Consider the following 22,086-nt stretch of genomic DNA (forward strand, 5'->3'; position numbering starts at 1 on the left):
GTCTCAACAATCAATACATAAAAAGACCTGATAACATAATATCAGGTCTTTTTCGTTTTTATTGTCGAAAAAAATAATTGATATAAATGTAGCAAAAGCTTAATACTATTATCGTACAGGATATGCCGGTATGCTTTAATTTTGCGTAATTAAGATCAGGATTATGAAAAGTACATTTATCACAGGTATTTTATTTCTGTTTATTCAGCTATATTCAGCTCAGTCTTTTGATAACCAGGCGCATCGGGGCGGAAAATCCTTATATCCGGAAAACACCATCCCTGCAATGAAAAATGCTTTAAAGATGGGGGTTACGACACTTGAAATGGATCTTGCCATCACAAAAGACAAGCAGGTGATTCTTTCTCACGATGCATTTCTTTCACCTGAACTGGTAACAAAGCCTGACGGAACATTTATTCCCCGGGATTCAGGATTTTATTACAAAATTTATGAAATGCCTTATGCAAAGATCAAAACTTTTGATGTAGGGATGAAAACACTAGCCAATTATCCTGACCAAAAGAAAATGAGGGTACAAAAACCGCTCTTTTCAGATGTTATAGATGCCTGTGAGAGTTATGCCCGGGAACTTAAAAGGCCTTTGCCGTTTTATAATATAGAGACTAAAACGCGACCTTTTTCGGACGATATTTTCCATCCTGAACCTAAGGAATTTGTCGATCTGATGATGAAGATCATTGTAGGAAAAAATATCCAGGACCGGGTTATTATTCAATCCTTCGATCCAAGAACCTTAGAGCTTATCCATGCACAATATCCTAAAATAATGACTGCCTTACTGGTAGAGAAGGTGGATGATAAAAAGCTTGCCCAGCAGCGGAATTATTTTAAAAATATCCCTGTCGAAAAATTCAGAATGTATCCCGATCATCTTAATGGAGTATCGGGTGATATGAAATTCTTAAGTTTTACTCCTACAATTTACAGTCCGGATCAATCTCTTGTCACACCCGGATTGGTGCAGGAATGTCACAAACTCGGAATGAAAGTCATACCATGGACAGTAAACTCGAAAGAAAGACTGCAGGAATTAAAAGCAATGGGAATAGATGGTGTGATCAGCGATGACCCGCGAATTTTCGAATAGATTTGCCTTACTCATACAATAGAAATGGCTGGAAGTTATTCTTCCAGCCATTTTATAATGCAGAAAACTACATTCTATGGTTAAAAAATTGGTTGTTGTTATTAAAACTTATAATTCAAACCTAGTTGGAATACTCTGTTGTTGTTTTCAGCAGCAGGTCTGCTTTTATCAATCTTAGTCAAGCTATTTACATATCTTGCGTTGATTCCCAGATTACGTGTGAAATAGTATCCTAAACCTAGACCTAGACCAAAGTTGAATTTATTGATGTCATCTTTGTTGATCGTTTCAGAAACTGAATTTTTCTGAGTGGTAGCGATACCGTTTGTAGTGCTTGTAACAGTATTTTCACCTTTGTTTTTTCCATCGATGAAATAACTGAATTCAGGACCTGCTTCTACATAAAAGTTATCCGCTGGCTTAAACTGAACCATTACCGGTACTGAAACATAATTCAATGTTGTTTTGTAATCACGTTGAGTTTTTACAGTAGTAGCTCCCGTAGTAACTTCAGTAGAAGAAAGAACACTTCTTGCTCCTAATTGGTTATACAATGCTTCAGGCTGTATACTGAATTGCTTTGAAAGAGGAATATTTACAAAAACACCGGCATTAAATCCTATTTTCTGATTGTTTGCACTTAATTGTTGCTGACTGAATTGAGCGGAGTTAGCTCCACCTTTAATACCAAATCTGATTGGTTCTTTTTCTTTGTTAACAGTAGTAATAGTAGCTGTTGTTTGTGTTTCCTGAGCAAATACTAATGAACCGGCAACTATTGCTAGTCCTAGAAATAACTTATTCATAATTTTATTTTTTAAATTGTACTATTTCTTGTTATCCGAATTATTCATTCAGATGGGGTGTATTTTGCAAAAGGCTTGCCATAATTATAATTTTATGATTTGCAGAAAGATAAGCTGCGAGCCGCTTCTTTAAAAGAATAAGTGATAATCCACATACGTGGGATTTTTTTAGTTAAAACAATCTAATTTGTTTAATTTTTAAGTTAAAATTGCTTGAAAAAAAATGCAAACTTTTTTTCATTTTTTTTTATTCAACACCCTTTATTCATCGTTAATTATGACCATTTTCACCCAACTTTCCAGATGAATTGAAGCTTACAAAAATGGCAGGTGACCATTTTGATCAGACTTTTATAATTTTTTATGATCATAATTTGTTGATCAATGGATGCATTGCAATGATTATTCAATGTGAAAACAGAACATTACAGGAGATCCGGATATAAAAAAACGGTTAAATTTATTAAATCTAACCGCTTATCTTGTTATTAAGTATATTATTACTTATTAAATTTATAAGTAAGACCGATCTGGAATACGTTATTTTTTCCATCTGCCTGTACGTTATTAACTTCTTTAGCAATATCTATAACACCCGCAACATATCTTGCATTCACACCGATATTCTTCGTAAAGAAATATCCTGCACCAAGACCTACACCAAAATCAAAACCTTTCACAAAATCCTTTCCATCTCTAGAATAGGAATTGTATTTAAATTTTGAATTGATCAGGAAACTAAACTGAGGTCCTGCTTCAAGATAAAACTGCGGAGTTGCATTATACTGGAACATCACAGGAACAGAGATATAATCTAAATTTACTTTAACATCATTATTTCCATCAGCTTTTGCGCCTAATCCATTGTATAAGATTTCGGGTTGTACACTAAAGCTAGGAGCTACAGGGACATTCATTAAAACCCCACCATAGAATCCCGCTTTTGATTTTGAATCACCACCTGAAATTGTAGAAATATTAAGACCTGCTTTTACTCCAAATGTTTGAGCAAACGTTAATGAACCAGCAACGATTGCCAAACCTAATAATAATTTTTTCATGATTATATTTAATTTTAATTTGTACTGTTTTGCTGCAAAATTCTTGCCAAATTATGTTAAAATAACAAAAATGGTTAGATTTAACCATTAAATCTAACCATTTTATTGAAATCAAAATTTGTTATCTGAATGTGTTTTATGCTTATTTGAATTTGTAAGCTAAACCAACCTGGAATACGTTGTTTCTCATCGCATCACCATTGTTGTTTTTGTAGATATCTGTTAATCCGGCAGTATATCTAGCTGTAATTCCTAGGTTTGGTGTGAAATAATATCCTGCACCAATACCGATTCCAAAGTTGAATGTGTTGAAAGCATCTTTGTCAAGACTTCTCGTTCTTGTGCTTGTATTATCATTCGTAGAACTTTTGAATTTATCTTTAGCACTTACTAAAAATCCGAATTCAGGACCTGCTTCCAAGAAGAATTCAGGAGTTGCATTATACTGGAACATTACCGGTACAGCTATATAACCTAAATTTCTTGAAGATTCATCCTTAAAATTATTACCTAATACTGTATATTCTCTGGTTACTTTTGAACCCAAGTCATTATACAATACCTCCGGTTGAATGCTGAATGAGCTCGCTACCGGGATGTTTGCAAAAACCCCTGCATTGAATCCGATTTTAGATTTTGAATCACTAAGGTCAGCTCCTTTTGAAAGAGATGAAACGTTCATACCACCTTTAACACCAAATGTAACCGGGTTAGAAGATGAAGTAGAAGTTGTCTGAGCGAATGCTAATGAACTTGCAGTTACTGCTAATCCTAAAATTAACTTTTTCATAACTTAATTTTTTTAATATTTTACTATTCTTAATTTTAAATTTTACTACTTGTCAACTTTCGTTTGACGCAGAGTATCTTTCAAATTAGATGCCAAAACATAAAACATGACAAAAGTCAGGTTCACAAATACTATTGAAAACTACTATAAAATGCTTCAAATCATATCATTACGATGGGTAAACAAACATTTGTTTAACATTCCTTAAAAACAGTTTAAATTCTAAATTAGGCTTATTTCGAGGAAAATAATACTCAAATGACTTGAACGTAATTGATATATATTACTCCTTTTTTGAAATAAATGGAATTTATTTTAAAATCAAGGCCGGATGAAAATTCCTTTATGAAAAACCATAAGGCCTTTAATGAATAGTAATTTAAATCATTCTTTTAATATATTTTTAATCGTCTGTAATACAATACAGTATATAAGTTGTAATTTTGATTATAAAACTTAAGGATCAGGGTTTATATTGAACCTTAAATGAAAAATAAACTAATCTGGGAATGAAACAAAACAAGCAGTTGAAATTTATACTTCCTATTCTGGGATTGGTTATTCTACTGCTGTTGACTATGGTGGCTGGTAAAACTTTTTATCCATTAAACGTATGGGTAATGATCTGCCTGGGTATTTTAATCATTGCATTAAGTTTAAAATTAATCTATAATCTATTTCTATCCAAAGCAGATCAATCTTTATCATCCAGGCAATACGTCGATGAACCTGGACAAAAGATCTTCTATATTTCAACTTTCCGGACAAGTTTGCTAAGTATGTCAATGATATTTTTGTCCGCAATTTTCATTTATCTTTTCACTCAGCTATTCCCTGAAATTATTGAAGAAATTTATATGGAACCTTCGGTAATCGTAATTGTTCTGATGCTCTTATATGTTATTTTATTTATGGGATCTATTTATTGTTTTTTGACAGGAATTAAGCTTTTTATCAGACGAAGGAAAATCGTACAGTTAATTATCAATGATGACAGCATCGAATTTCTCCCTGTTTACGACTTTGGAACTGCAACCCGAAACATAAGTGTGCTATCTATATTTTTTAAGAAAAAAATGCGTAAAGCTTATTTTACAGATCAGATTTCTGTTGAAAAGGTTAATAACACCTGGAACGGAGACAAAATAAAAATTTATATTGAAGGGATCGGTTTTTACTTACCCTTTCTATATGATGATGTGGAGGACCTGGAAAAGGTATTTCAAATGATCAGACATCGGCTGATAAAGCATATTCAATTCAATACTTATGATACACTGTAGAGGTGATCTGATCATTAAAAAATCCTGATCAAACAATCAGGATTCTTAATTTTATCTGAAAAGTAAACAGGGATGTTATGCATCATTCAGTTTTCTGTAAAAATGCAGTGATTTTTCAATATTTTCCTGGCTGCATTCATGGTCAAAAACACACGATCCTATTCCGGAAAGCAAAGAGAAATTAATCTTCTTTTCCGTATTCTTTTTGTCGTTTAATAATAGAGATATCAGATTTTCATCGCTAAAATCACTGATATCCAGGTATGGATAATACCTTTTGATATGGTCAATGATCATTTCCGAATCTTCTTTTGAAATTAACTTTTCAAGGTGAGAAAGATGTGCTTCACAGATCATTCCGGCAGCTACTGCTTCTCCATGTAAAACCGGATTTCCCTGTTCAAGACAAGAACTTTCGATAGCATGACCGATAGTATGTCCGAAATTTAAAGTTTTTCTGACATTTTTTTCATGAAAATCCTGATCTACAACATCCTGTTTGATCGCCATCGAGGTCTGAATGTGTGGTAGTACTGATTCTACATCCAGCTTTTGTATTTTGATCAGATTCTCCCAATGTAAACGGTCTGCAATTAACCCGTGCTTCAGCATTTCAGCAAAACCACTTCGTAATTCTTTGAAGGGAAGTGTTTCTAAGAACTTAGGATATACAAAAATCTGTTCAGGAAAGGTAAAGGTACCTACCATATTTTTGTAGTGCATCAGGTCAATACCTGTTTTTCCTCCAATAGAGGCATCACACATCGATAATAGAGTAGTAGGAACATTAATGAACTGGATCCCTCTTTTATAGGTTGAGGCAACAAATCCGCCCATATCGGTAATAACACCACCACCGAGGTTTATAACCAGAGCTTTTCTATCTGCCTGCATTTCCGTTAAAATCTCCCAAAGCTGATTGGCAGTCTGAATATTCTTCATTTCTTCACCCGCTTCTATCTCCAGGATTTCAAAAGCAAGATCCGTTTCCATATTGCCCAAAAGTACCGGAAGGCAATATTCATGTGTATTTTCATCAACCAATATGAAAATTTTGCTGAAAGATTTTCCATGCAAAAAATCATTAAGCTGGGAAAACTGATCGTTTAATAGTGTTATCATTTCTGGAATAATATAAATTTAATTGTAGAACAATATTGCAAAGTTATGATTCTTAATTTTTAACTCGTAACTAAATTACTATCTTTGCAAAAATATTTAGAATGAGCAGAGATAATAATAAATCAGGGAAACCACAAAGACCAAGAATTTCAACCAGAAAAAATTCTGATGATTCTCGTGCTTCTAAATCTGGAAATTCTTCAAGATCAGGTTCTTTCAAGAAATCTTTTCCTAAAGCAGGAGAGAGGAATTTTGACCACAAAAGCAGCAGTTCGAAGTTTAAGAGGAGTGAGGAAAGTTTTGAAGGACGTGCTGAAGAAGGTAAATCAAAACCTGAGAGAACACCTTATATTACCAATCAAAGTGAAGGACGAGAAAAAAAGACCTATGGGAAGCCAGGTCCTAAAAGAGGAGGGAAAAGCTTTGATGCAAGAGATAAATATGAGAGAGGTAGCTTAAAATATGGTAGAAGACCTTCATCGGGCAATGACAGAGATGAAGATAAGGCAAGATCTTTTGTACAGAAAAGAAGATTGAGCAAGATCGAAAAAGATGTCCATAAAGATACGATCCGTCTTAACAAATATATAGCCAATTCAGGAATATGCAGCAGAAGGGAAGCAGATGAACTGATCACACAGGGTCTTGTAGAAGTAAACGGAAAAGTGGTTACTGAAATGGGCTATCAGGTTCAGAAAAGTGATAAAGTAGTTTTTGATGGACAAAATATTACTCCTGAAAAACCTGTTTATGTCCTTCTGAATAAACCGAAAGGATATATTTCCACTACAAAAGATGATAAAGCGAGAAAAACGGTAATGGATCTTGTTGCAAATGCGTCTCCTTATCGTGTGTTCCCGGTTGGAAGACTGGACCGTTCCACAACAGGCGTTATTCTTTTAACGAATGACGGACATATGACCAAAAAACTGACACACCCGTCTTTTGATGCTAAAAAGATCTATCATGTAACACTGGACAAAAAACTGACACATGAAGATATGAAACTTATTGCTGAAGGTATCCGTCTGGATGAAGGCGTTGCTACGGTGGATCAGATTTCGTTTATTGAAGGAAAGCCTAAAAATGAGGTAGGAATTGAGATCCATATCGGATGGAACCGTGTTATAAGAAGGATATTCCAGAGATTAGGGTATGAAGTGGAAGCTTTAGACAGGGTGATGTTTGCAGGTTTAACAAAGAAAAATATCAAAAGAGGTCATTGGAGAATTCTTACGGAATTAGAAGTTAACAATTTAAAAATGCTTTAGAAATTAATTTTTAATTGATCAAAAAGGTTTTTAAACTGAAAAATATAGGCGTGGTAAAAGAATAACCACGCTTTTTTATTTAATACCATTCAGTAAAAACTATTTGTGTCATTTATACTGATTTCATTCCGGTGTAATCGATACACAAAAAGCACAGTAATTAACTGTGCTTTTTATTTTTATGATAATAAAAGACTATCCTAAAACAGTAACTCCCTTCTGGATCATTTCGTAAATGGCGTCTCTACCGTTATCCGGTTTTACATTAACCGCGCGTGTTCCGTTAAAATGAAGGCAGGTAACATATCCATTTGCTACAGCATCTGTACAGGTGAACTTTACACAATAGTCCATTGCCAGACCGACGATTTCCAATAACTGAATGTCATGGTATTTTAAGAAGTCATCCAATCCGGTCTTCATAAAATGATTATTGTCCTGAAAACCGCTATAAGCATCAATTTCGGTATTCTTTCCTTTTTGAATAATATGTGTTACTTTATCCCTGTTAAGATCTTTATGAAAATCTGCTCCGAAAGTTCCCTGGATGCAATGATCCGGCCACATAAATTGCGGAACACCACCTAAAATAATACTTTCTCCTACTTTTTTTCCATTGTTGCTGGCAAAACTTTTATGGTCTGCGGGATGCCAATCCTGGGTTAAAACAATCTGGTCATATTCGTTTTCCTCCATTAAAAGATTGATATAAGGAATAATTTCATTAGCTCCCGGAACCGCTAAAGCTCCACCTTCACAAAAATCATTCTGAACATCTACTATTATTAGTGCTTTTTTCATATTTAAATCTCGAATTTTTGATAAATTTACAAAAACTAATACTCAAAAAATTGTCCAAACACGAATTATCGGACAAAACGACACTTTATGAAAGAATTCACCATTGTCAATGGATGAGTTCATCACAGAAAATGGTCCTTGATTATAGATTAAATTTTTAAATAATTAATTTCCATCCCAACAGACTCATTCACCTGTAAAATTAATAATCTGGTTCGGGTGTAAACCAAATATCAATAGTTTATCTTTGCAGCAAATATGTATTTATGTCATTTGAGTCTTTGGGATTATCACATAATATTATTCAATCTGTCAAAAAGCTAGGCTATTTAAAGCCATTTCCAATTCAGGAGCAAGCTATTCCTGTTATTTTACAAGGAAAGGATTTGATGGGAATTGCACAAACCGGTTCGGGAAAGACGGCTTGTTTTGTGATGCCTATTTTAGAAAAATTACAGAATGCAGAAGTTAAGAAAGACCGTAATATTCAGGTCTTAATATTGGTTCCTACGCGTGAGCTGGCAATCCAGATTGATGAAGTTTTCAGAGCCTTTACCGGAAACCTGAAACGTGATATCCGTACGATGGCAGTATATGGTGGAGTTTCTATCAACCCTCAGATGAAAGGAATGTTCGGAGTAGAAGTCCTTATTGCGACCCCAGGACGTTTATTGGACCTGATAGAACATAAAGCTTTGAGCATTTCAGAAATAAAGCACCTGGTGATTGATGAGGCAGATAAAATGTTTCAGCTTGGATTTGGTGACGAAATGAATAAGCTTTTTGCTTTAATGCCGGCTATGAAACAAACGACTATGTTTTCAGCAACTGTAGATGATAAAGTTTCTGAAATAAAAGAACGTTTATCCCATAATCCCGTTATTATTGAAATAAAAAAGGAAGCAGTTGAAATTGATAATATTGAGCAACTGGCTTATCATGTTTCTCCTGAACACAAAGGGCCTTTCCTGCGTTATTTAATCAAAGAGAAAAAGGTTGAAAAAGCTTTGGTATTTGTATCTTCAACAAAGTCAGCAGATAATCTGGTTGAAAAGCTTAAAAAGAATAAAATTAAAGCAGTAGCCATTCACAGTCAGAAGTCACAGGGTGCCCGACGAAATAATCTGGAAGAGTTCAAGGTAAACGGTGCTCAGATTTTGGTTGCTACGGACTTACTGGGACGAGGCATTCATATTGAGTCTTTGCCTTGTGTGATCAATTATGAGCTACCACGTTCACCCTTGGATTATATTCACCGTATCGGAAGGACGGGACGAGCCAATGAAAAAGGTACCGCCATTTCAATCCTCACGGATGATGAGTTGCAACATTTCAGGGTTATTCAAAAGAAAATGGGTAAAAAAGTGACATTACAAAGGACGGAAGGAATTGATCTTCACGGTTATTAGAAACAATAAAAACGCTTCAATTTTTTTTAAGAATTGAGGCGTTTTATTTTATCCCGTTAATCCCTATTTTTTTGTTGGCTGATAGCTTTTCTTGTAGTAATTTTAGAAAAAATTCCGGAAGGGCAAAAACCTTTCTGTTATTTATTGAAAGGATGAAGAACATATTAACCACGATAATTAAAAATGAGCAATTTAGAATTAAAAAAATATCCGATCGGACCATTTGAAAAGCCGGAAAGCATCGATGATATCCAATTGGATGAATATATAAAAGTGATCAAACACTTTCCTGCCAAACTAAAAAATCTGATTGAAAACTTTTCGGATGATCAATTGGATACCCCATATCGGGAAGGTGGATGGACGGTAAGACAGCTTGTCAATCATATTGCAGACAGCCATATTAATAGTTTCATTCGTTTTAAATTGGCTTTAACGGAAAATAATCCAACCATAAAACCTTATGAAGAGGCAAAATGGGCTGAACTCCAGGACAGCAGAAGTTCTCCTGTGAAACCGGCAATGAGAATGATCAAAGGAACTCACGAAAGATGGTATATCCTCCTTAAAACACTCACGAATAAACAATTCGAAAGAACATTTCATCATCCTGAAAACCATCAGGATTATGACCTTAGAAGCTATCTGGCATTTTATAGCTGGCATTGCAATCATCATTTTACTCATATTGAAAATCTGAAGAAGGAGAGAGGTTGGTAAAAAAGAGTCTGCATAACCGAATCTATTTTGATGAGATCCTCAACAGGATTTCTATGCTTACTGAAAATTCTCCAGGAAAATGGGGTAAGATGAATGTTGCTCAAATGTTAAAACATTGTGACCTTATTCTTGGCATTGCATTGGGAAAAACCTGGCTTTCCACTATCAATCCCCTTTTTGAGACAATAGGAGTGCTCACTAAAATAGAAATGCAGGTCTTTAATAACGGAATTCCCCGAAATATGCCTACTTTTAGAAAACTTATCGTTAATTTTGAATGTGATTTTACTGAGGCCAGAAAAGGACTCTTAGAAACAATGAATGAATACTGGGAATGTTATACCCAAGATAACCTGCCGGAAAAGCATGTTCTATTTGGAAAAATGAAAGAGAAAGACTGGGGTTTTCTGGAGTATAAACATCTCGATCATCACCTAAAACAATTTAATGTATGAGTTTTTTTGATAAAATATTTGGCGGAAAAGAAGAAAAACCGGAACAGAAATCTTTCTGGAAAAAAAATAGAATCCGAGAAAGATCTCGCAGAAGCTATAGAAAGATCATACCATAACAAGGTTGCCATATTCAAACATTCTACCAGTTGTTTTATCAGTAAGACGGTGCTCAGGAATTTTGAATCGGAAATTAAGGATGCCGGTACCAATGCAGATTTATATTTTCTTGATTTGCTGGCATACAGACCTATTTCCAATAAGATAGCAGAAGATCTTGATGTAACCCATCAAAGTCCTCAACTGATTGTAGTAGAAAACGGAAAAGCCGTAAATAATGCTTCGCATCAGAATATATCAATAACCCAAATCGCACAATGAAGAATATTAATAACTACCTAGCTCAGGTTTTAAATGTTCCCACAGAACAGGTTAATGGCTGTAGCTTGCACTATGAAGTAAAAAAAGTTCAAAAGAACCAGTTCCTTCTGCAATACGGCGAAATTTGCCGCTATGTATTTTTTGTAGAAAAAGGGCTTTTAAAGATGTATTCTATCGATAAGAACGGAAAAGAACACATCATACAATTTGCCCCTGAAAGCTGGCTGATTTCTGACCGCACCAGTATTTACTTTAACGAACAATCGGTGTATTATATAGAGGCTGTGGAGGATTCCGAAGTTTTATTTCTTCATCCGGACTTTTTTAACAAACTGGTCTCCCAGTTTCCGGACAGTGCAGAAAGACGGGATATTCTTTTACAAAAGCACGTCAGAAGTCTTCAGGACAGGATCAGCTCATTATTAGGCGAGACTGCGGAAGAAAGATACCTTAAATTCATTAAAATGTACCCGGATTTATTATTACGGGTACCACAATGGATGATCGCATCTTATTTAGGAATTACCCCAGAAAGCCTGAGCCGTGTAAGAAAGGAATTAGCAAGGAAAAACTTTGTTGTTGATTAAGATTCCCTCTCAATCATTTTAGCCATTTTTCCTACCTCTATTAACTTTTGTTGGGTTTCTTCTGACCAGGGAAGCCCAATACACATTCTCATACAATTTTCAAACTGATCCTGGAGACTGAACATTCTTCCCGGTGCAATGCTTATACTTTGCTTAATGGCAAGGTCGTATAATTTCCGGGTCTGTATTTTTTTATCGAATTCCACCCAGAGGGAAAGCCCTCCCTGTGGCCTGCTTGTTTTGGTTCCTTCCGGAAAATGCTGCGCAATGGTCTGGACATAATTCTGATAATTAGCCTGCAGGGTTTTCCGTAGTTCCTGAAGGTGTTTTTCGTATTTCCCGGTTTTTAAGAAATTAGCAACGGCTTCATTTACAATAGAAATAGAAGAGGTGGAATGAAGAAGTTTGAGTTTGAGGATTTTGTCTTTGTACTTTCCGGGAGCAATCCATCCTACACGATAACCCGGGGCAAGCGTTTTTGAGATAGAGCTGCAATACAAAACATTTCCTTCTGTATCAAAGGACTTACAGCATTTTGGACGGTGTGTTCCGAAATAAATATCCCCGTACACATCATCTTCAATAAGCGGAATGTTATTTTCGGCAAGAAGTTTTACGACTTCTTTTTTATTTTCATCAGACATACAGCTTCCTAAAGGAGTATTGAAATTAGGGATCAATAAGCAGATGTCAATTTTAGGAATAGCTTTTTTCAGGGATTCGATTTCAATTCCATGGGCAGGATGGGTAGGCAATTCCAATACTTTAAGTCCAAAGCCGGTAGCCAGTTGTAAGATGCCCGGATAACATGGGCTTTCTATAGCTATTGTATCTCCCGGTTTTCCTAAAGCCATCAGACAAAATGACAAAGCATTCATTCCACCGTTGGTCGTCACAAGGTCATTTTCGCTAAAGTTTCCGCCCCAGGATAAAGATCTTTGGGCGATCATTCTTCTTAATTTTAAATTCCCTTGGAGTTCTTCATACTCTGCGCCTCCATATTCAAGCTCCCGTGTGGCATGGATGATTTCCTTTTTAAGTTTTGCATGCGGTAATAATTCTCCGGATGGAATTGCTATGGAAAAAAGGGTAAGATTTTTCTTTCCCATATTTTCATACACTTTACTGATGAGTTCATCGGGTTCGTTATTATTGGCAATCAGTGATGGCCTGCTGACTTCAGGAAGCGGAAGTTTTACCGAAAGTAACTGACTTACAAAATATCCGGACTGTGGTTTGGGTTCAATGAGCGACATGGATTCCAGTTCCAGGAATACACGCTTTGCCGTGTTCATGCTAATCTGATGCTCAAGGCATAATTTTCTTACCGACGGAAGCTTATCACCAGGCTTCAAAACGCCGCTTGTAATCTGTGAAACAAAACCATTGGTGATCTCTGTGTACAAAAAATTTTTACTCATATCTTAAACTGTGCTCATGCAAATATACAAAACTGAGACTGTGTTTATTTATTTTTCCTCTCTAATTTTGATTTATAATAATATAAAATGATAACGAATAAAATTTCAAAAGATCAGGCTCTTAGCGGATGGATCAACGGATTTATCGGAGTATTGCTATTCAGCGGTTCGCTGCCGGCCACAAAATTAGCCGTAATGGATATGAACCCAATTTTCGTAACGATCGCGCGGGCAACCATTGCCGGTGTATTGGCTTTATCTGTCATTCTGATATATAAAGAAAAACGTCCGGTAAAGGAACAGATATTCCCATTAGCTCTGGTCTCATTGGGATGTGTTATTGGTTTCCCTTTGTTGTCTTCTCTGGCCCTTCAATATATCACATCTGCACATTCTATCGTGTTTTTAGGAATGCTTCCTCTTGCAACGGCTATATTCGGGGTACTGAGAGGTGGTGAGCGACCGCATCCTGTATTTTGGTTTTTTTCTATTGCCGGCAGCCTTTTGGTTATAGGTTATGCTGTTTCGCAGGGGATATCGGCTTCTCCTGTTGGCGATATCCTGATGCTTGCCGCTGTTGTTTTATGTGGGCTTGGTTATGCAGAAGGTGCTAAGTTGTCAAAAACACTAGGAGGGTGGCAGGTGATATCCTGGGCGCTGATACTGGCTTTACCCCTTATGATCCCTTTATTTTTCATCTATTTTCCCAACCATATTGAAACCGTAAGCGGACAGGGATGGTTTGGCCTAGCTTATATTTCATTATTCAGTATGTTTATCGGGTTTATTTTTTGGTATAAAGGACTTGCGCAGGGAGGAATTTCGAGTGTAGGGCAATTACAGCTTTTACAACCATTTTTTGGACTTGCATTGGCCGCCTATCTGCTTCATGAACCTGTAAGTATAGGAATGCTGGGAGTGACAATTGGTGTGATTTTATGTGTTGCCGGGACCAAAAAATTTGCAAAATAAAAGGTTTAAAATATTATAACAAGAAAAGATTGCTGTAAGGCAGTCTTTTTTGTTGTATATAAATCACTCTGGTAAGGCTTTATGGTATTATAAATTAAACTTTCACACAAAAAACCTTATGATTGAAGTCATAAATTTATGAATGTTTTATCTGTAGATTTGAAATATAATTATTAAATAATCGTTCATATATAAATATGATTAATTTTTATTTAAAATTATATTATATACACCACACACCACAAAATAAAAATATTATGAAATTGATCTTATCATTAAGCATCATGGGTTTACTTATCCTGAGCTGCAAAAAAGAAAAGGAAAATCAGATGAATAACGGCGTTGACACGGTAACTACAGTTCCGGGGGATACGATGGGAGCTGTTCCTCCAGCCTCTGACACGATGACTACATCATTGCCTTCCAGAGACAGTACTGCCCAATCCGGCACAACCACTATGCCTGCACAGGATTCTACCACAAATAAAAAGAGATAATTCTTCAAACTAACGTAAAAATTCTTTCAAGTAAATGGGTATTCGTGATATCTCACGAATGCCTTTTGTTGATAGATTTACGTAAAATGTTTTCATATAATAATTTGTATTTCAATCAGTTAATTAAATCATAATTAACATAAAAAATAATCAATAGGTGCAATTATTGCACTTGTAAAAGCATTGGTCCATTAAAATATTTTACTAGGGTGTTTTTGTGAACTTTGTTTTATATAATAATACCAAAAACTAAATATTATGGTAATCAACGAAAACATCTTATATTCCATAGGAGCTGAGATAAGGCACTATAGTCCTTCAGAATTAATTTTTAGTGAGGGAGATTTTCCGCACTATTATTATCAGATTGTAGAGGGTGAAGTAAAATTGAATAATTATAATGAAGATGGTAAGGAATTTATCTAGAACATCTTATCAGAAGGACAATGCTGTGGCGAGTCTATCCTCTTCATAGATAAGCCTTATCCTATGAATGCCGAGGCATTGACGGAATGTAATATCCTGAGAGTTTCTAAAAATGTTTTTTTTTCAATTGTTGGAAGAATCTCCTGAGCTCTATCTCGAAATCAGCAGCTTTTTATCACAAAGGCTTTATTATAAATATGTAATGATGCAGAATATATCTTCCCTTAATCCTATAACACGCCTAAAAGGTTTGATGGATTACCTGAAGAGCTTTCATAATGACAAGAGCCCTTATTCATTTTCTATTCCTTTAACCCGACAGCAGATGGCTAATCTTACAGGCTTGTGTGTAGAAACAGTCATACGATCTTTTAAAAAAAATGGAAAAAGAATGCACCGTGCAGATTGAAAACAGAAAAATTTTGTATTAAGGTTTAGTTTTAGTATTTTTCTGGGTACAAATGGAAACAGAATGAAAACAATAAGCTGCATGAATATTGACCAAAAACTTTTATATTCTTTTGGTGCAGAAGATAAAATATATAAAAGAGGAGAATTGATTTTCAGAGAAGGTGACCATGCGCTTTATTATTTTCAGATTGTTGATGGAAAAGTAAAGCTTAATAATTATAACGAAGAAGGAAAAGAATTTATCCAGAATATATTAGGTAAAAACCAGAGTTTTGGAGATCCTCTACTTTTTCTGGATAAATTATATCCAACAAATGCAACGGCGTTAACATCTACACAAATTATAAGGATATCAAAAGAAAGCTTCCTGAAGTTACTGGAAAAAAATCCTGATCTTTCTCTAACAATGAACGCCTGCCTTTCTCAGAGGCTGTACTATAAAATACTGATGACCCAGTATATGGCATATCAGAATCCTGTATTTAGATTGAAAGGGCTCATGGAGTACCTGAAGAGCTATTCGGAGAATGACTGCCAGTTTGAATTTCCCATAGAGCTGACGAGACAGCAGATTGCCAACCTTACCGGGTTGCGTGTAGAGACTGTTATCAGAACGTTAAAGAAAATGGAAAAAGAAAATTCTATTAAAATCGAAAATAGACGAATTTTATATTAGTAACATGATTCAAGTCATAAGAATAGGTATTTTAATCTCCTATCTTTGATATACTAATTTACAACTAAGGAATGTAATTCCTTTTCCAGAGTAAAATAATTACTCCTTTTTTTGCTGTACAATTTATTTAAAACATCAAATCATTAATTGTTGTTCAATACTAGTCACGTTCAATAATTAATAACATCACGCAATATTAATTACAAAAATTTAAAGTTATGAACACCAGAAATTCAAACAATCGAAGTTCAAGAGGTAATTCATCCAATGAGTCAAGATCAACACTTGAAGAAGTGTATCAATTAGGTTATGACCATGGTTATAACGACGCATCCGAAGAAGAGGATTATGATGATGATTTCTCAGATTATGAGGATTATTATGATAATGAATATGATGACGACGATGAGGAGTATGATGATGAAGATTACGACGATGAAGATGAAGATTATGAAGATGACGATTATGAGGATTATGATGATGAAGATGACGACGACGATGACAATGGCAGTGGCAACAGAGGTCGTGGTAGGTCAGGAAATGGAAATCAGCAAAGAGACAGTCAGGGCCGATTTACATCAGGAAGAGGAAGAGGAGGTAGCTCTGGTTCCCGTAGCAACTCTAATTCCGGATCACGTTCCGGAGGAAGAGGGAGTTCATCAGGAAATGGAACTTCAAGAAGAGGTTTTGCATCTATGAGTAAAGCTGAGCGTACAAGAATTGCCCGTATGGGTGGTGAAGCTTCGCATGGAGGTGGAAGGTCTTCTTCGGGTTCCAGATCTGGAAATTCCGGTTCCAATAGCAGATCATCAAGCAATAGTAGTTCCAGAGGTTCAGGTTCTAGATCAAATAGTGGTAATTCCTCTGGCCGTGGGACAAATTCCGGAAACGGAAGTTCAAGAAGAGGTTTTGCTGCCATGAGCAAAGCTGAACGTACAAGAATCGCCCGTATGGGCGGTCAGGCATCTCATGGAGGTGGAAGATCATCGGGTTCGGGATCAGGTTCCGGAAGATCAGGATTCGGAGGCAGACGTAATTCATAATTTATATTATTAATCAGATTGTCCCTTCCCTGATAGAAGGGGCAATCTTTACTATTAAACACCACACATTATGGCAACGAAAACATCAGAAACCAATACAGCTACAACAACTCCTGAAAAGAAAATAACAGTAGGAAACGCTTCTGTTAATGAAAAGGAGATGAAAGATTCTTCCCTCCATCAATTTTTCGTAAGTGCATTAAAAGATATTTATTTTGCTGAAAATGCAATTATTGATGCTCTCGAAAAAATGCAGGAAGCCGCTACGACAGAGGAGCTGAAAGATGCTTTTGAAGATCATCAGTTACAGACTAAAAAACATGTAAGCCGCCTCGAAAAGGTTTTTAAATTAATTGATGAAAAACCTGAAAAGAAAGAATGCGAAGCTATAAAAGGAATCATTAAGGAAGGAGAAGAGATTATAAAATCCACGAAAGACGGATCGATGACCCGTGATGCAGCTTTAATTATTGCAGCGCAGAAAGTAGAACATTATGAAATAGCAACCTATGGTGGCCTTGCCCAGCTCGCTATAACAATGGGACATGATAAGGCAGCGGATCTTCTGGAGAAAACTCTCGAAGAAGAAGAGGATACAGATTATACCTTAACGGAGATCGCTGAGACCTACATCAATTTTGATGCTGAGCAGGAAGATTAAACATTTACCTATATAAGCCAGATGGATGCTTCTATTGATCTGGCTTATTTAATACCTTATAGCAAAATGAATTACCAGGCGATAATCAAATCAATACAATGTGATCAGTTTAAAGAGGTTACCAATAAAGGGAAATGGCTGGAAGACAGTGCCACTGTATATGCCAAGGAAATCGGACAGAATATTTTTCTTGTTTTTATTACGGTGAAGAATATTGAAACCGAAAGCATCAGAGCCATGATAGGCCATTTTGACGACTTTAACAGTATTGGATCAAAGGAACCGAAACAGCTCATGTTTTATCTTTCCATAAAGAACAAAGAAGATCTGCATTATTTTGACAAGTATCTGAAAGTCCCAGAAATTTAAAATTCACGGTTATGATATTTGAAAATGAAACATTAAAACATTCGGGCCTCTATGATAAAAATAATATCCTTGAGAATGAATCTTTATTTCCCGGTATCATTAATACCTATGGGGTAAGTGCATTTGTTATGAAATCTTTGGAAAAAATAAAACATAATGCCAGCTGTGGACAATTGAAAACAACACTGGATAATTATACAACAGAATGTATTGCTTCCATCACCCGATACCAAAATGAAAGTTCAATAACCCATCCCAATATTCATGAAACAACAGGGAATATGAATTTTACATTATATGCTAAAACAGCTTATTATAAGGTCTTAAAAGAAGAAGAATATCTTCAGAAACTTATCAATAGTCTGGACAGAGAAATAAATCACATAGAATAACAGCTCTTCGGAGTAACACCAATCAACAATTACACTATTATGAAAAAAGATGCACAAAATAATCAAAAGATTGAACAACTGGAATCATTAAGTACCTCTAACGACAAGGAAATGTTAACGACGAACCAGGGGCTTAAAATTAATGATAACCAGAATTCGCTAAAGGCAGGAGAAAGGGGACCCACTTTACTGGAAGATTTTATTCTCAGGGAGAAGATCACCCATTTCGATCATGAGCGTATACCCGAAAGAATAGTTCATGCGAGAGGTTCAGGAGCTCATGGCGTTTTTAAATTAACAAAAAGTCTTTCCCAATACACGAAAGCTAGATTCCTCAGTGAGATAGGTAAAGAAACTCCAGTTTTTGTCAGGTTTTCAACGGTTGCAGGTAGCCGGGGAAGCACAGACCTGGCAAGGGATGTAAGAGGATTGCTGTAAAATTCTACACAGATGAAGGAAATTATGATCTGGTGGGGAATAATATGCCTGTATTTTTTATTCAGGATGCTATAAAGTTTCCTGATCTTATCCATGCCGTAAAACCGGAACCCGACAACGAAATTCCGCAAGCTGCTTCAGCACACGATACTTTCTGGGATTTTATTTCTTTAATGCCGGAAAGCATGCACATGATCATGTGGCTGATGAGCGACAGAGCCATCCCAAGAAGTTTCAGAATGATGGAGGGATTCGGTGTCCATTCTTTTAAACTGATTAATGAGGAAGGGAAATCCCATTTCGTGAAATTTCACTTTAAGCCAAGGCTGGGAGTACATTCTGTTGCATGGGATGAAGCCTTGAAAATTTCAGGTGCAGATCCGGATTTTCACAGGAGAGATCTTTGGGAGGCCATCGAATCGGGAAGTTTTCCTGAATGGGATCTGGGGGTACAGTTAGTGCCTGAAGAAGATGAGCATCGTTTTGATTTTGATCTTTTAGATCCTTCCAAAATTATTCCTGAGGAAATTGTTCCCGTAGAGATTGTAGGAACTTTAACCTTAAACAGAAATCCTGATAATTTTTTCGCTGAAACAGAACAGGTCGCTTTCCATCCCGGACATCTTGTTCCCGGAATAGACTTCAGTAATGATCCTCTGCTTCAGGGTAGGTTGTTTTCATATACAGATACCCAGTTATCCAGGTTAGGTTCACCCAATTTCCATGAAATTCCTATTAACAGATCTGTAAATACCGTACACAATAATCAGCGTGACGGCCATATGAGACAACAGATCGTTAAAGGAAAAGTAAGTTACGAACCCAATTCTATAGGAGGTGGATGTCCTTTCCAGGCTATGATGAAGGAAGGCGGATTTGTTTCTCATCAGGAGCCTGTCTCAGGAGCTAAAATAAGATCCAGAAGTAAGAGTTTCGTTGATCATTATTCCCAGGCAAAGCTGTTCTATAACAGTCAATCTGATCCGGAACAGCGCCATTTGCAAAATGCTCTTATTTTTGAACTTTCTAAAGTAACCATTCCTGCAATCAGGGAAAGGTTAGTGGGTCAACTAGCATTCATAGATGAAAAGCTGGCATCCATTGTAGCAAATAAATTAGGGGTAAAAGTTAAAAAACCTGAGCAGCCCAATCAAAGTATACCGGCAGATGCGGATCCGAAAGAATTGCAAAGCGAGGAAAGGGAACCTGAAATTTCGAAATCAGAGGCCTTAAGCATGGAAAATACGGTTAAAGATACTATTAAAAGCAGGATCATTGGATTTATAATGGGAAACGGAACAGATGCTAAATCAACAACCCGGCTGAAAAACCTTCTTGAAAAGAATGGTGCTCAGGTACAGATCATAGGTCCGAGCGTAGCACCCGTGACAGCTGATGATGGTACTTCTTTTATTCCCAAGCATTCTCTCACCAGTACAAAGAGTGTATGTTTTGATGCGTTATTGCTTTGTCCGGGAGAACTGTCTGAAAAAGAGCTTTTGAGCCCTGAAAACAAACATGCAGTCCTCAACTTTATAAACGAAGCGTATCAACACTGTAAAGCTCTTTATTTTGGAGCTGGAACGGATAACCTTTATGCTAATTCTAATGTAGCTCATAAAAAGCACGAAGACCCTGCGATTATAAAAGCATCGGATCAGAATTCAGAAGACCGGTTTATCGACGCTATTGCCCGTCATAGGGTGTGGCATCTGGAAACGGAAAGGAATTCTTAGAAATTCATACTACACACCAACAACACCATCACACCAAAATATTACATTATGAAAGCTGCAGTTTTTCAAGCACCAGGTAAAATTACCTGCGACACAGTAGACGATCCCGTTATTCAGGATTCAAATGATATCATTTTAAAAGTAACCTCTACAGCCATTTGCGGAAGTGATCTTCATATGTATTCAGGGGGATTACCACAAGTTCGTCCTATGGTCATGGGACATGAATTTATGGGAATTGTAGAGGAACTGGGTAAAGGCATCACCCATCTGAACATTGGAGACCGGGTGGTTGTTCCATTCCCCGTTGCCTGTGGAGGCTGCTTTTTTTGTCAGCACGATCTGCCGGGTGCTTGTGAAAACAGTAATCCGGAACATTATGGACCAGAAGGCGGAATCCTTACCGAAAAAGGAGGAGGCTTATTCGGGTATACGGATCTTTATGGCGGTTATGATGGTGGGCAGGCACAATATGTAAGGGTTCCCTATGCTCATTTCGGACCCAGAAAAGTAGCCGATAACCTTACCGATGAACAGGTTTTATTTCTTACCGATATTTTCCCGACAGGCTATACCGGCGTTATGTGGGGCGAATTAAAAGGTGGAGAAACAGTAGCGGTCTTTGGGGCCGGACCCGTTGGTTCCATGTCGGTAAAAAGCGCCATTCTTCATAATGCCAAAAAGGTCATTGTAATTGATACTTTACAGTACAGGCTGGATCAGATCAAAAGGCTGACGGGCTGTGAAACCATTTTATGGGAAGATGCCAAAAATACCATTGAACAGATCAGGGACATGACGGACGGGCGGGGAGCCGATCTTTGCATTGATGCTGTTGGTTTCGAACCTGAAAGAGATTTGCTGGACAGGGCAAAAGCCGTCCTGAATTTTGAAAAGGGATCAATCAAGGTATTGGAGGCCTGTATGAGTGCGGTAAGACGTGGAGGAACCGTATCTATTCTGGGGGTCTATCCTGTGAATTACGATAATTTTAAACTCGGACAGATCTTTGATAAAGGAATCACTTTAAAAGCAGGACAGGCTCCTGTACATCCCATTATAGACAAACTGATGAAACATGTAGAACATGGGGAAGTAAAACTCGATGATATTATCACCCATCGTCTCGGGCTGGATGAAGTGGCCAAAGGCTATGAAATCTTCGACAAAAAAGAAGATGGCTGTGTGAAAGTCGTCCTGGACCCATGGAAAGTATGAAACACGACATGGTACACCAATTAATCACTTAA

Annotated in this window: 23 protein-coding genes and 2 pseudogenes; 19 read left to right on the forward strand and 6 right to left on the reverse strand. The window is 36.5% G+C overall.

Annotated elements, in window-relative coordinates; all coding sequences use genetic code 11:
• Window positions 1–163: 163 nt before the first annotated feature.
• Window positions 164–1,111 carry a glycerophosphodiester phosphodiesterase family protein gene (locus ACJ5H0_RS02260; protein ID WP_411246960.1) on the forward strand — a complete coding sequence of 316 codons (948 nt, stop codon included), beginning with the start codon at window positions 164–166 and terminating at the stop codon, window positions 1,109–1,111.
• Between the two features lie 101 nt (window positions 1,112–1,212).
• Here ACJ5H0_RS02260 and ACJ5H0_RS02265 read toward each other — a convergent pair whose 3' ends face one another.
• From ACJ5H0_RS02265 to ACJ5H0_RS02275, 3 genes are all read right to left on the reverse strand, one after another.
• Window positions 1,213–1,917, reverse strand: a complete 705-nt coding sequence (locus ACJ5H0_RS02265; RefSeq protein WP_172282943.1) for a porin family protein — start codon at window positions 1,915–1,917, stop codon at window positions 1,213–1,215.
• 500 nt (window positions 1,918–2,417) lie between these two features.
• Window positions 2,418–2,978, reverse strand: coding sequence for a porin family protein (locus ACJ5H0_RS02270; protein ID WP_411246961.1), 561 nt, complete (start codon window positions 2,976–2,978; stop codon window positions 2,418–2,420).
• A 142-nt stretch (window positions 2,979–3,120) separates the two neighbouring features.
• Window positions 3,121–3,768, reverse strand: a complete 648-nt coding sequence (locus ACJ5H0_RS02275; RefSeq protein WP_172282940.1) for a porin family protein — start codon at window positions 3,766–3,768, stop codon at window positions 3,121–3,123.
• A gap of 509 nt (window positions 3,769–4,277) precedes the next feature.
• Between ACJ5H0_RS02275 and ACJ5H0_RS02280 the strand changes: the two genes are divergently transcribed.
• On the forward strand, window positions 4,278–5,051 hold the full coding sequence (locus ACJ5H0_RS02280; RefSeq protein WP_411246962.1) for a hypothetical protein: 774 nt from the start codon (window positions 4,278–4,280) through the stop codon (window positions 5,049–5,051).
• Between the two features lie 75 nt (window positions 5,052–5,126).
• Here the strand turns inward: ACJ5H0_RS02280 and aroB are convergent, their stop codons facing one another.
• Window positions 5,127–6,173, reverse strand: coding sequence for a 3-dehydroquinate synthase (aroB, locus tag ACJ5H0_RS02285; RefSeq protein WP_411246963.1), 1,047 nt, complete (start codon window positions 6,171–6,173; stop codon window positions 5,127–5,129).
• A gap of 101 nt (window positions 6,174–6,274) precedes the next feature.
• On the opposite strand from aroB, the gene ACJ5H0_RS02290 reads away from it, so the two are divergent.
• Window positions 6,275–7,444 carry a pseudouridine synthase gene (locus ACJ5H0_RS02290; RefSeq protein WP_194304269.1) on the forward strand — a complete coding sequence of 390 codons (1,170 nt, stop codon included), beginning with the start codon at window positions 6,275–6,277 and terminating at the stop codon, window positions 7,442–7,444.
• 195 nt (window positions 7,445–7,639) lie between these two features.
• Here the strand turns inward: ACJ5H0_RS02290 and pncA are convergent, their stop codons facing one another.
• Entirely contained in the window at window positions 7,640–8,245 is a 606-nt protein-coding gene (pncA, locus tag ACJ5H0_RS02295; RefSeq protein ID WP_172282934.1) for a bifunctional nicotinamidase/pyrazinamidase, read from the reverse strand.
• 266 nt (window positions 8,246–8,511) lie between these two features.
• Here pncA and ACJ5H0_RS02300 point away from each other — a divergent pair, with 266 nt between their 5' ends.
• From ACJ5H0_RS02300 to ACJ5H0_RS02320, 5 genes are all read left to right on the forward strand, one after another.
• Window positions 8,512–9,654 carry a DEAD/DEAH box helicase gene (locus tag ACJ5H0_RS02300; protein ID WP_411246964.1) on the forward strand — a complete coding sequence of 381 codons (1,143 nt, stop codon included), beginning with the start codon at window positions 8,512–8,514 and terminating at the stop codon, window positions 9,652–9,654.
• A 183-nt stretch (window positions 9,655–9,837) separates the two neighbouring features.
• On the forward strand, window positions 9,838–10,374 hold the full coding sequence (locus ACJ5H0_RS02305; protein WP_172282930.1) for a YfiT family bacillithiol transferase: 537 nt from the start codon (window positions 9,838–9,840) through the stop codon (window positions 10,372–10,374).
• On the forward strand, window positions 10,368–10,829 hold the full coding sequence (locus ACJ5H0_RS02310) for a DUF1569 domain-containing protein (RefSeq protein WP_345988595.1): 462 nt from the start codon (window positions 10,368–10,370) through the stop codon (window positions 10,827–10,829). The genes ACJ5H0_RS02305 and ACJ5H0_RS02310 overlap by 7 nt, the downstream gene beginning before the upstream one ends.
• Before the next feature lie 18 nt (window positions 10,830–10,847).
• Window positions 10,848–11,207: a bacillithiol system redox-active protein YtxJ gene (gene ytxJ, locus ACJ5H0_RS02315; protein ID WP_411246965.1), complete on the forward strand. Its 360-nt coding sequence runs from the start codon at window positions 10,848–10,850 to the stop codon at window positions 11,205–11,207.
• Entirely contained in the window at window positions 11,204–11,794 is a 591-nt protein-coding gene (locus ACJ5H0_RS02320; RefSeq protein WP_172282926.1) for a Crp/Fnr family transcriptional regulator, read from the forward strand. The genes ytxJ and ACJ5H0_RS02320 overlap by 4 nt, the downstream gene beginning before the upstream one ends.
• On the opposite strand, the gene ACJ5H0_RS02325 is transcribed toward ACJ5H0_RS02320, so the two are convergent.
• Window positions 11,791–13,215: an aminotransferase-like domain-containing protein gene (locus ACJ5H0_RS02325; protein WP_172282924.1), complete on the reverse strand. Its 1,425-nt coding sequence runs from the start codon at window positions 13,213–13,215 to the stop codon at window positions 11,791–11,793. The two genes, ACJ5H0_RS02320 and ACJ5H0_RS02325, sit on opposite strands and share 4 nt — an antisense overlap.
• An 87-nt stretch (window positions 13,216–13,302) precedes the next feature.
• On the opposite strand from ACJ5H0_RS02325, the gene ACJ5H0_RS02330 reads away from it, so the two are divergent.
• The 11 genes and pseudogenes from ACJ5H0_RS02330 (at window position 13,303) to ACJ5H0_RS02380 (ending at window position 22,054) form a co-directional block, all read left to right on the forward strand.
• Window positions 13,303–14,187, forward strand: coding sequence for a DMT family transporter (locus ACJ5H0_RS02330; protein WP_172282921.1), 885 nt, complete (start codon window positions 13,303–13,305; stop codon window positions 14,185–14,187).
• A 257-nt stretch (window positions 14,188–14,444) separates the two neighbouring features.
• Window positions 14,445–14,684, forward strand: a complete 240-nt coding sequence (locus ACJ5H0_RS02335; RefSeq protein WP_273647943.1) for a hypothetical protein — start codon at window positions 14,445–14,447, stop codon at window positions 14,682–14,684.
• A 258-nt stretch (window positions 14,685–14,942) separates the two neighbouring features.
• A pseudogene (locus ACJ5H0_RS02340) lies at window positions 14,943–15,257 on the forward strand (Crp/Fnr family transcriptional regulator).
• Entirely contained in the window at window positions 15,223–15,519 is a 297-nt protein-coding gene (locus ACJ5H0_RS02345) for a cyclic nucleotide-binding domain-containing protein (protein WP_411248079.1), read from the forward strand. Before ACJ5H0_RS02340 ends, ACJ5H0_RS02345 begins: the two are co-directional and overlap by 35 nt.
• Window positions 15,520–15,582: 63 nt before the next feature.
• Window positions 15,583–16,197, forward strand: coding sequence for a Crp/Fnr family transcriptional regulator (locus ACJ5H0_RS02350; RefSeq protein ID WP_411246966.1), 615 nt, complete (start codon window positions 15,583–15,585; stop codon window positions 16,195–16,197).
• A 218-nt stretch (window positions 16,198–16,415) separates the two neighbouring features.
• On the forward strand, window positions 16,416–17,240 hold the full coding sequence (locus ACJ5H0_RS02355) for a KGG domain-containing protein (RefSeq protein ID WP_306612231.1): 825 nt from the start codon (window positions 16,416–16,418) through the stop codon (window positions 17,238–17,240).
• 70 nt (window positions 17,241–17,310) lie between these two features.
• A complete protein-coding gene (locus ACJ5H0_RS02360; RefSeq protein ID WP_172282913.1) occupies window positions 17,311–17,901 on the forward strand; it encodes a ferritin-like domain-containing protein in 591 nt (196 codons plus the stop codon).
• A gap of 21 nt (window positions 17,902–17,922) precedes the next feature.
• A complete protein-coding gene (locus tag ACJ5H0_RS02365) occupies window positions 17,923–18,270 on the forward strand; it encodes a hypothetical protein (RefSeq protein WP_273647947.1) in 348 nt (115 codons plus the stop codon).
• Between the two features lie 11 nt (window positions 18,271–18,281).
• Window positions 18,282–18,662 carry a hypothetical protein gene (locus tag ACJ5H0_RS02370; protein ID WP_273647948.1) on the forward strand — a complete coding sequence of 127 codons (381 nt, stop codon included), beginning with the start codon at window positions 18,282–18,284 and terminating at the stop codon, window positions 18,660–18,662.
• A gap of 39 nt (window positions 18,663–18,701) precedes the next feature.
• A pseudogene (locus ACJ5H0_RS02375) lies at window positions 18,702–20,836 on the forward strand (catalase).
• A gap of 48 nt (window positions 20,837–20,884) precedes the next feature.
• Window positions 20,885–22,054: a zinc-dependent alcohol dehydrogenase gene (locus tag ACJ5H0_RS02380; protein WP_411246967.1), complete on the forward strand. Its 1,170-nt coding sequence runs from the start codon at window positions 20,885–20,887 to the stop codon at window positions 22,052–22,054.
• Window positions 22,055–22,086: the final 32 nt, after the last annotated feature.

It is taken from the genome of Chryseobacterium proteolyticum (assembly GCF_046591535.1).
Classification (GTDB): Bacteria; Bacteroidota; Bacteroidia; order Flavobacteriales; family Weeksellaceae; genus Chryseobacterium; species Chryseobacterium proteolyticum.

What these genes read in the sequence shown, in the direction of transcription:
- ACJ5H0_RS02355 (WP_306612231.1), top strand. Translation starts at nt 16,416, where the DNA reads ATGAACACCAGAAATTCAAACAATCGAAGTTCAAGAGGTAATTCATCC.
- aroB (WP_411246963.1), bottom strand. Translation starts at nt 6,173, where the DNA reads ATGATAACACTATTAAACGATCAGTTTTCCCAGCTTAATGATTTTTTG.
- ACJ5H0_RS02265 (WP_172282943.1), bottom strand. Translation starts at nt 1,917, where the DNA reads ATGAATAAGTTATTTCTAGGACTAGCAATAGTTGCCGGTTCATTAGTA.
- ACJ5H0_RS02320 (WP_172282926.1), top strand. Translation starts at nt 11,204, where the DNA reads ATGAAGAATATTAATAACTACCTAGCTCAGGTTTTAAATGTTCCCACA.
- ACJ5H0_RS02270 (WP_411246961.1), bottom strand. Translation starts at nt 2,978, where the DNA reads ATGAAAAAATTATTATTAGGTTTGGCAATCGTTGCTGGTTCATTAACG.
- ACJ5H0_RS02365 (WP_273647947.1), top strand. Translation starts at nt 17,923, where the DNA reads ATGGATGCTTCTATTGATCTGGCTTATTTAATACCTTATAGCAAAATG.
- ACJ5H0_RS02350 (WP_411246966.1), top strand. Translation starts at nt 15,583, where the DNA reads ATGAAAACAATAAGCTGCATGAATATTGACCAAAAACTTTTATATTCT.
- pncA (WP_172282934.1), bottom strand. Translation starts at nt 8,245, where the DNA reads ATGAAAAAAGCACTAATAATAGTAGATGTTCAGAATGATTTTTGTGAA.
- ACJ5H0_RS02360 (WP_172282913.1), top strand. Translation starts at nt 17,311, where the DNA reads ATGGCAACGAAAACATCAGAAACCAATACAGCTACAACAACTCCTGAA.
- ACJ5H0_RS02260 (WP_411246960.1), top strand. Translation starts at nt 164, where the DNA reads ATGAAAAGTACATTTATCACAGGTATTTTATTTCTGTTTATTCAGCTA.
- ACJ5H0_RS02290 (WP_194304269.1), top strand. Translation starts at nt 6,275, where the DNA reads ATGAGCAGAGATAATAATAAATCAGGGAAACCACAAAGACCAAGAATT.
- ACJ5H0_RS02280 (WP_411246962.1), top strand. Translation starts at nt 4,278, where the DNA reads ATGAAACAAAACAAGCAGTTGAAATTTATACTTCCTATTCTGGGATTG.
- ACJ5H0_RS02380 (WP_411246967.1), top strand. Translation starts at nt 20,885, where the DNA reads ATGAAAGCTGCAGTTTTTCAAGCACCAGGTAAAATTACCTGCGACACA.
- ACJ5H0_RS02370 (WP_273647948.1), top strand. Translation starts at nt 18,282, where the DNA reads ATGATATTTGAAAATGAAACATTAAAACATTCGGGCCTCTATGATAAA.
- ACJ5H0_RS02330 (WP_172282921.1), top strand. Translation starts at nt 13,303, where the DNA reads ATGATAACGAATAAAATTTCAAAAGATCAGGCTCTTAGCGGATGGATC.
- ACJ5H0_RS02275 (WP_172282940.1), bottom strand. Translation starts at nt 3,768, where the DNA reads ATGAAAAAGTTAATTTTAGGATTAGCAGTAACTGCAAGTTCATTAGCA.
- ACJ5H0_RS02335 (WP_273647943.1), top strand. Translation starts at nt 14,445, where the DNA reads ATGAAATTGATCTTATCATTAAGCATCATGGGTTTACTTATCCTGAGC.
- ACJ5H0_RS02300 (WP_411246964.1), top strand. Translation starts at nt 8,512, where the DNA reads ATGTCATTTGAGTCTTTGGGATTATCACATAATATTATTCAATCTGTC.
- ACJ5H0_RS02345 (WP_411248079.1), top strand. Translation starts at nt 15,223, where the DNA reads ATGTTTTTTTTTCAATTGTTGGAAGAATCTCCTGAGCTCTATCTCGAA.
- ACJ5H0_RS02305 (WP_172282930.1), top strand. Translation starts at nt 9,838, where the DNA reads ATGAGCAATTTAGAATTAAAAAAATATCCGATCGGACCATTTGAAAAG.
- ACJ5H0_RS02325 (WP_172282924.1), bottom strand. Translation starts at nt 13,215, where the DNA reads ATGAGTAAAAATTTTTTGTACACAGAGATCACCAATGGTTTTGTTTCA.